This window comes from Streptomyces sp. NPDC048392 (genome assembly GCF_043200575.1).
Lineage (GTDB): Bacteria > Actinomycetota > Actinomycetes > Streptomycetales > Streptomycetaceae > Streptomyces.
The window spans coordinates 51,922-59,038 of record NZ_JBICYB010000036.1 but is presented as its reverse complement, the minus strand read 5'-3'; the positions used below and the strand labels follow the sequence as shown (position 1 = coordinate 59,038).

5 protein-coding genes and 3 pseudogenes are annotated in these 7,117 nt (G+C 70.3%); 3 read left to right on the top strand and 5 right to left on the bottom strand.

Features of this window, described 5'->3' with window-relative positions; all coding sequences use genetic code 11:
- Positions 1-145: 145 nt before the first annotated feature.
- The 3 genes and pseudogenes from ACGFYH_RS31525 to ACGFYH_RS31515 all read right to left on the bottom strand — a co-directional run.
- Positions 146-985 carry a transposase family protein gene (locus ACGFYH_RS31525; RefSeq protein WP_393806583.1) on the bottom strand — a complete coding sequence of 280 codons (840 nt, stop codon included), beginning with the start codon at positions 983-985 and terminating at the stop codon, positions 146-148.
- 62 nt (positions 986-1,047) lie between these two features.
- On the bottom strand, positions 1,048-1,542 hold the full coding sequence (locus ACGFYH_RS31520) for a hypothetical protein (RefSeq protein ID WP_393806582.1): 495 nt from the start codon (positions 1,540-1,542) through the stop codon (positions 1,048-1,050).
- Between the two features lie 128 nt (positions 1,543-1,670).
- Positions 1,671-1,870 (bottom strand): annotated as a pseudogene (locus ACGFYH_RS31515) (ISL3 family transposase); the annotation flags it as partial.
- A 100-nt stretch (positions 1,871-1,970) separates the two neighbouring features.
- Here ACGFYH_RS31515 and repSA point away from each other — a divergent pair.
- The 3 genes and pseudogenes from repSA to ACGFYH_RS31500 form a co-directional block, all read left to right on the top strand.
- A pseudogene (gene repSA, locus ACGFYH_RS31510) lies at positions 1,971-2,801 on the top strand (replication initiator protein RepSA); the annotation flags it as partial.
- 52 nt (positions 2,802-2,853) lie between these two features.
- The gene (locus ACGFYH_RS31505; RefSeq protein ID WP_393806593.1) at positions 2,854-3,000 is read left to right on the top strand and encodes a helix-turn-helix transcriptional regulator; all 147 of its coding nucleotides are present in this window, start codon (positions 2,854-2,856) and stop codon (positions 2,998-3,000) included.
- Positions 3,000-4,260, top strand: a pseudogene (locus ACGFYH_RS31500) (tyrosine-type recombinase/integrase). Before ACGFYH_RS31505 ends, ACGFYH_RS31500 begins: the two are co-directional and overlap by 1 nt.
- A gap of 645 nt (positions 4,261-4,905) precedes the next feature.
- On the opposite strand, the gene ACGFYH_RS31495 reads toward ACGFYH_RS31500, so the two are convergent.
- A complete protein-coding gene (locus ACGFYH_RS31495) occupies positions 4,906-6,312 on the bottom strand; it encodes a Cys-Gln thioester bond-forming surface protein (RefSeq protein WP_393806581.1) in 1,407 nt (468 codons plus the stop codon).
- A 263-nt stretch (positions 6,313-6,575) separates the two neighbouring features.
- Complete coding sequence (locus ACGFYH_RS31490) at positions 6,576-7,043, bottom strand: single-stranded DNA-binding protein (RefSeq protein ID WP_393806580.1); 468 nt, start codon at positions 7,041-7,043, stop codon at positions 6,576-6,578.
- Between the last annotated feature and the right edge of the window lie 74 nt (positions 7,044-7,117).

The following is a 7,117-nucleotide window of genomic DNA, read 5'->3' as shown; positions in this document are numbered from 1 at the left end:
CGAGGCCGAAGGGCAGACGCTGAGGAGTGAGTGTGAACCTCATTGAGTGGTGTGCATCGTGAAGGTGCAAATCATGGGGCTGGTGTGCGTGGGCTTCGGGGTACTCGGGCTGGTGGCGAGCGCATGACTCCCGTCTAGACGTCGGTCAGCGGGAGACTTCGCGGTTTGTGAGGACCAGTAGGGCCCTGACCAGGGTGGTCGCCCATTTCGGGTCGGTGCGGACCTTGGTGAGTACGCGCCAGTTCTTCAGGTGAGCGAAGCCGTGCTCGACCGGTGCCCGGACGGCGGCGAGGGCCTTGTTGGAGAGTTTCTGGCCGCGGGTGAGCTGCCGGTTGCGGGCGGCCTTGTAGCCGGTGATCACCGCCGGGTCGGCGTCCGGGCCGCTGTCATCGAGGCCGACGAAGCCCAGGTCGGCGATCGCGCCGAGGCCGGCCGCGCGAAGGCGGTCGGTGAGGTGGTCGTGGCGGCAGGCCGTGATCTCCGAGGTCCGGCCGGGCCTGGCCGCCGACACCCACAGCAGGCGGCCCTTATCGTCGGTGAGCGCGATCACGAGCAGGCCATGGCACTTGCTCTTGCCGGAGTAGTTCTTCCGGTTCTCGCTTCCCGTGCGCCGCCGGGTGCGTATCAGCGAGCCATCCAGCAGTACGACTCCGCCACCGGATCGGGCGATCTTCTTCAGCACGCGGTCCAGGCGCGGAGCGCGGGCGGCCAGCAGGCCGACGGCCTCGCGCACCCAGCGGGTGACGGTGGTGCGGTGCACCCCGTTTCCGCCGGCCAGATCGCCGGGCCGCTGGTCACAGCGCAGCACCGCCAGCACGATCCCCGCGATCTTCCCCGCAGGCAGTGTGCGCCAGCGTGAGCCGATCTTCTTGCAGTGGCCGCGTATCAGAGTGGCGAGGTAGTTCAGGGTGGCACTCGACAGCGGTAGGCGAGCAGTGTAGACAATGCCGTCAGGGCCCTCAGTGAGACCGTTGTTTTTCGTCACACAAACTCAACTGCCACCGGGGGTCCGCCAGTTACGCCCAGCCCGTCATCATCACGGCGTGGCTACCGACGTGCGGTGAACCGTCCGTCGGGCCGCTTATGCAGCCAGTCACGATCGGCGAGCTTGGTCATCTTCGCCCGCAGCGGCTCCAACTTCCCGCGCACCGCCACCTCAAGCCCCAGCTCCTCGCCCACCGCCCTGACCTGCACCGGACCGTCGCCGGCCCGAACGATCCGCAGAATCCGCCGGTAGTCGTCGGGCAGTGCGGCCTCGTCCGGGGCCTCGCCGCGGTGCGGGATCAGCAGCACCGCACGCCCCGCCACCCGCGCTTTCACCGGAGCCACCGCGACGGCGGCCTCTGCCTCGGCCCGGTCCTGCTCGGCCAGCCGGAGCAGCACCCGTTCAGCGATCACCAGCTCCTCCCGTTCCGCCTCGACTTCGCCCAGTCGTTTGCCCAGTTCCTCGGCGAGCACGTCCAGCTCGCTCCGGCGAGCCGTGATCCGCTCCAGCTCGGACAACCCCGCTCCCTCCCCGCGATCCGATGGCACTGTCCGCATGGCGACGGATCGTAAGCGGACTCTCACGGCAGGCGCAGCAGAACCACAGAAACCACCCCGGCCGCCCAGTCAGACGATCTTCACCGTGGACACCGGCCGCCGACCAGCCCGAGTATCCCGAAGCCCGCGCATACCAGCCCCATGACCTGCAACTTCACGATGCACACCGCCCAGTGAGCATCCGCCTATGAAACCCGTGCACCCGCGCTGTTCGCGTCCCGCATGCGGGGCACGGCACCGGATCATCCCGGGTCCGTGCCGACACCCGGATGACCTCACCCTCGCCCGTCACCCCCTCGATGACCAGGGCCGACAATCCTGAAAACACTATCGCCACAAGCTCATTGACATCGCGCACACCATGCCAACGATGACTGTCACCCTTAGTTACCACCGATTACGGGCCAGAGCCGAACGTACAGTCCCCCACCCGGCTCCGCCGCGAACTCGCCGCCCGTGCTGGCCTTCCCCGCCGGGAACTCGCCGATCACGTCCGCCTCTCGTACGGCAAGGTCGCCGAGTTTCAGAAACGGGGTGCCCTGCACTTCCATGCGGTGATCCGCCTTGACGGGCCGGAGGGTCCTGGAACACCGCCGCCCGCTTGGGCCACGGTCGGTGTCCTCGCAGATGCGGTCGGTGCAGCTGCGGCACACTCCTACACGTCGGTCTCGGTCCCGGCCGCCGGGGACCAGCCGGCTCGGCCGTTCCGCTGGGGCACACAGCTCGACGTCCGGCCGGTGAAGGCGTTCGGGGACGGCTCCGACATCACCGAACAGGCCGTCGCCTCCTACGTCGCCAAGTACTCGACCAAGGCCGCCGAGAACACCGGCACCCTCGACCGCCGCATCGGCGAACTCGCCGAACTCGACCGCCATGGCGTCCCCGACCACACCCGCCGCCTCATCACCGCATGCCGCGACCTTGACCCGCTGTATCCGGACCGACGCCTCTGGGCCTGGGCGCACATGCTCGGCTTCCGCGGCCACTTCTCCTCGAAGTCCCGCCACTACTCCACCACCCTCGGCGCCCTCCGCCAGGCACGCGCCGACTACCGCGCCGCCCAGGACGCCGGAGCCCTCAGCCTGGACGACCGCGAGCCGGAGACCGTCCTCGTGCTGACGGACTGGCAGTACGCCGGCCGCGGCCACACTCCGGGTGAGTCCGCCCTTGCAGCCACCATCGCCCGAGACCTCCAGCTCAACCGCGAAACCGCCCGCGAAGCCCTACGCGACCAGCTCACCGCCGAAAGGGAGTGGTGACGTGTCCCCCGAGCTGCCGAACCGCTTCCTCACCCCTGACGACCTGGTCGAGATGTTCGGACTCCCCAGCGTCGAGACCGTCTACCAGTGGCGCCGCAAGCGCACCGGGCCCCGCGGCTTCCGCGTCGGCCGGCACCTCCGCTTCGACCCGACCGACGTGCGGGCCTGGGTGGACTCCCAGATCGGAGAAGCTACCTGATGGCCGGGCACATCCAAGACCGCTGGTACCGGACCGAGACCGGCCCCGACGGCAAGACCCGCAAGGTCAAGACTGACCGCTACGGATCGGGCATGCGCTACCGGGCGCGCTACGTCGGTCCTGACGGCACCGAGAAGTCCAAGAGCTTCCCGGACAAGCAGAAGCGCTTGGCTGATGCCTGGCTGACCAACATCGAAGCTGACATGGCGCGCGGGCAGTACATCGACCCACGAGCGGCCCGTGTCACCTTCCGTGATTACACGGACCGTTGGCTCGGCGCTCTCACCACCGATCTGACGAGCCGGGCCGCCGTCGAAGGCAGGTTGCGCCTCCACGCCCTGCCGTACCTCGGCACGCGCCCGATCGGATCGTTCCAGCCCGAGCACATCCGCGACTGGAACCGCCGACTCGAAGACACCGTGAGGTCCGCCCAGTACCGGCGGCTCATCTTCGACGCGGTGTCCTCCGTGCTCAACGCGGCCGTGGATGACCGTCTCCTGGCCTCGAACCCCTGCCGGGCGCGATCGGTCAAGGCGCCTCGTCCCGCGCCGTCACGCGTGCGTCCGTGGACCGCTGAGCAGGTCTTCGGCGTGCGCGCTGGGCTCCCCGAGCGCTACCGGGCCATGGTCGACCTGGGCGCCGGATGCGGACTGCGACAGGGCGAGGTCTTCGGCCTGGCCGTCGACAACATCGGTGACCTCGGCTAGCTCTACGTCCGCCAGCAAGTCAAGAAGGTGCGCGGAACGCTGGTCTTCGCCCCGCCCAAGCGCGGCAAGCTCCGTGACGTCCCCCTCGACCCTGAGGTATCGGCGGCACTCCGCGAGCACATGGCGGCCTTCCCGCCCGTCGACGTGACGTTGCCCTGGTTGACCCCGACCGGTCCCAGGGTCACGCACCGACTCCTCTTTACGAGCAGCATCGGCGCAGCCATCTGGAGTCAGGGCTTCAACGACCAGGCATGGAAACCTGCCCTCGCGTCCGCCGGCATCATCCCGGCCCCCGAGAAGGGCAAGCGCTACGCCGCCGCCCGCGAGCACGGTGCACGCGCTCCGGCACTTCTACGCCTCGGTCCTCCTGGATGCCGGGGAGAGCATCAAGGCCCTGAGTCTCTACCTCGGCCACAGCGACCCGGGGTTCACCCTCCGGGTCTACACGCACCTCATGCCGTCCAGCGAGACGCGGACCCGGAAAGCCATCTCCGCGATGTACCGGGCCGCCGGTCACGCTCACGACGGCCCAGAGACGGCCCAGGCTGCCTGAGACGGCCCCTCATCGGCGAGAAAACCGCTGGTGAGGGGTCCTTTCATGCCCGCTCGCGGTAAGTAACACCCCATCTTGCCGCACGGCTGGCCATGGGTGGAAACGCGTTCCCTGGGGAGGCTCTGACCTGGGCTTTCCCGGAGGGTGCCTGAGCCTCGTCCGTCACTGTCGGTCGCCGCATCGCGGACCGGTCGCGTGAGGTGCCCTCTGGCCGTCGGCCCGGTCACCGTAGTTCGCCGGTGCCGTCACGCAGCCGTCGCACCTACGGGCATCGGCACTTGGGGGGGCGAGTACCGCATGCGGCTCCGCGAACTATTGACCAGCCCCGACGTGCGGAACGGCAGACGCGTCCCGTTCGGGCTCCACGCACGGGCCGGGCGGGTGGAGGAGCTGTCTCCCGACGAGTACACCGGCCTGAATCGCGCACTGGCGGTGTTCGATGTCGCGGGCCCTGGCCCCACTACCGCCGCCTGGCCGACCGCGCGGAGGAGCGGCTGCGGTCGCGTGGGGTGGACACCACCCGGTTCGCGGCCCCGGTGCCGTCGAGCGCGCCGGGCCCTTCGAGTCCCTCGTAGCCGATGACCCCACGGTGGCACTCGGGATCGTCCTCCCCCGCCCGGGAAGGGAAGCGGGGGCGCCTCGGCTCTACCGGGAGGCGTCCTTTCGGCGGATCACGGTCAGGGTCGCGCCACCGGCGACGATCAGGACGAGAGCCAGGGCACCGATCAGGGGTGTCAGCCCGGAGCTGCCCGTTTCGGCGAGGTTCGGGTTCTGGGTGGGGGTGGTGACGGGCGTGGGGGCCGGTTCGCTGAGGGGGCGGGTCGTGTCGGCCAGTGCGGCGCTCTGGGTGCGGCAGTCGAGGACGCCGGAGAAGCGCTGTTCGAAGCCGGCCGGGCCGCGGATGGTGAAGTCGTAGGCGCGGTCCTCCGGCAGCGGGACCGGCACCGTCCGGGTCTCGCCCGGCGCGATGGTGTACTCGGCGTCCAGGAGTTCGAAGGTGAAGGGCTCGTCACCCTTGTTGAGCGCGGTGACGTCCAGGGTGCCCTCGGCGCAGTTCGTCTCGGCGGACAGGGCGGGTATCGCGCCCTCGGCGGCCCAGGTGGCGGTCGCCGTCGCCGCGACCGTCGACTCGCTGGAGCCGGCCAGGATCTGGGTCTGGCTGCGGCTCTCGGAGGCGAAGGCCCGGCCGACCGGCACGGTCGTCGACGCCTGGACGGACAGCCCGGCGGTGCCGGCCTCCGCGTCCTCGGGCACGTCGAAGAAGATCTGGGTGCCGTTGGTGACCTCGGTGACGGGCTCGCCCTTCTTGTCGACGATCCGCACCGCCTCGTTGGACGTGGCGGCCACCGGGGGCGTCACCGTCGCGCCGCCGGCGTTGGTGTGGACCGTCACCGGGCCGAGCCGCTCACCGGGGTGGCCGGAGACCGCGGGCGGGTCCAGGGTGAGGGACGCCGCGGGCTCCGCCAGGTCGCGGGCGTTCTTCTCCAGATAGTCGGCGAGCCGCTCGGCCTGCGGGTCGACTGCCTCGACGTCCGCGCCGTCCGAGTAGCGCCAGATGGCGACCTGCGTACCGGCCGCCGCCTCCTCCTCGGTCAGCCCGCCGCGGACGCCCGCCTTCTTGGCGAGCGCGGCGAGGTCGTTGACCTGCGGGTAGGAGTTCCCCAGGATCCAGCGGATGCGGCCGGCGTCGTTGTTGGTGCCGAGCGACGTGCCGCTCCAGGGAGTCTCCTCGTACTTGGCGTCCTTCTGCGTCGGGTTCTGGATGTCGACGCAGTACGTCTGCAGCATGCCGCCGCCCTCGACGGACATTTCGAACAGGCCGGCCGGGACCTGCTGGTCGCCGTCCTCCCCGTGGATGACCGCGGTGCCGTGCGTCTTCAGGCCGCCTATGGTGGCCGTCGCCCCGCCCTGGCCCCGCGCCCCGCCCTGGGCGGCGGCCGGAGACGCGCCGGTCGCCACACCGGCGACGGCGAGCGCGGACACCAGCGCCGCGGCGGCCAGACGCACCACCCCTCGACCGGGCAGAGACGGCTCAGCGAGCGAAGAAAACACCAAATTCCCCTTCGAGCAGGACCCGTTGGCATGGGGGGAACGGTCCCACCAGCAGAATCAGCAGCCCCACTGGGCTCGTTCGGCATCCTAAGGACGTGACGGACCGGGCTTGCCGGTGGGGGCCGCCCGCACCGTGATCCGAATCGGAATCGTTATCCGCGCCGAGCGGCCGTGAGCAGGGCCTGTCGATAAATCCACCCGCGACCGTCCGGATACTTGCGTTCATAAGCCGCACTGCGGGTGGTTCCGGCAGCCCCCCGGTGTCATGCCACCGCGACGGGCTCCGGCCGCTGTTCGGGGGCCGGGCCGGCCGACTCCCCGGCCGGTGTCTCCCAGTTGGGTTCCGGCTGCGGTGGGGAGGCCGACGTCTCCGTCCTGCCGGTGCGCCGGAAGGCCGCGGTGCCGCGGGCGAGGTCGTGGCCGATCGCCACCGCGTCGATGTCGGCCGAGGTCCGGCTCTGCCCGTCGCGCACATCGGTGCGCACCTTCAGCCTGCCCTGGACGACCACGGGGTCGCCCACCGCCAGTGACGCCGAGGCGTTGGCGGCGAGTTGCCGGTTGGCCCACACCGTGAAGAAGTTGGTGTGGCCGTCGGTCCAGGCGCTCTTCTCGCGGTCCCAGTAGCGCGCCGTGACCGCGAGCCGGAAGCGCGCCGACGGTCCGTTCGCCAGGTCCCGGAAGACCGGCTGGGTGGCCACGTTGCCCACGGCGCAGATCATCGTCTCGTTCATCGCGAGTCCTCCCTCCCGCACGGGTCCCTCCCGTACGGCGGCCGTGGCGACCGCGTCCGTCGCGATCGCCGCGA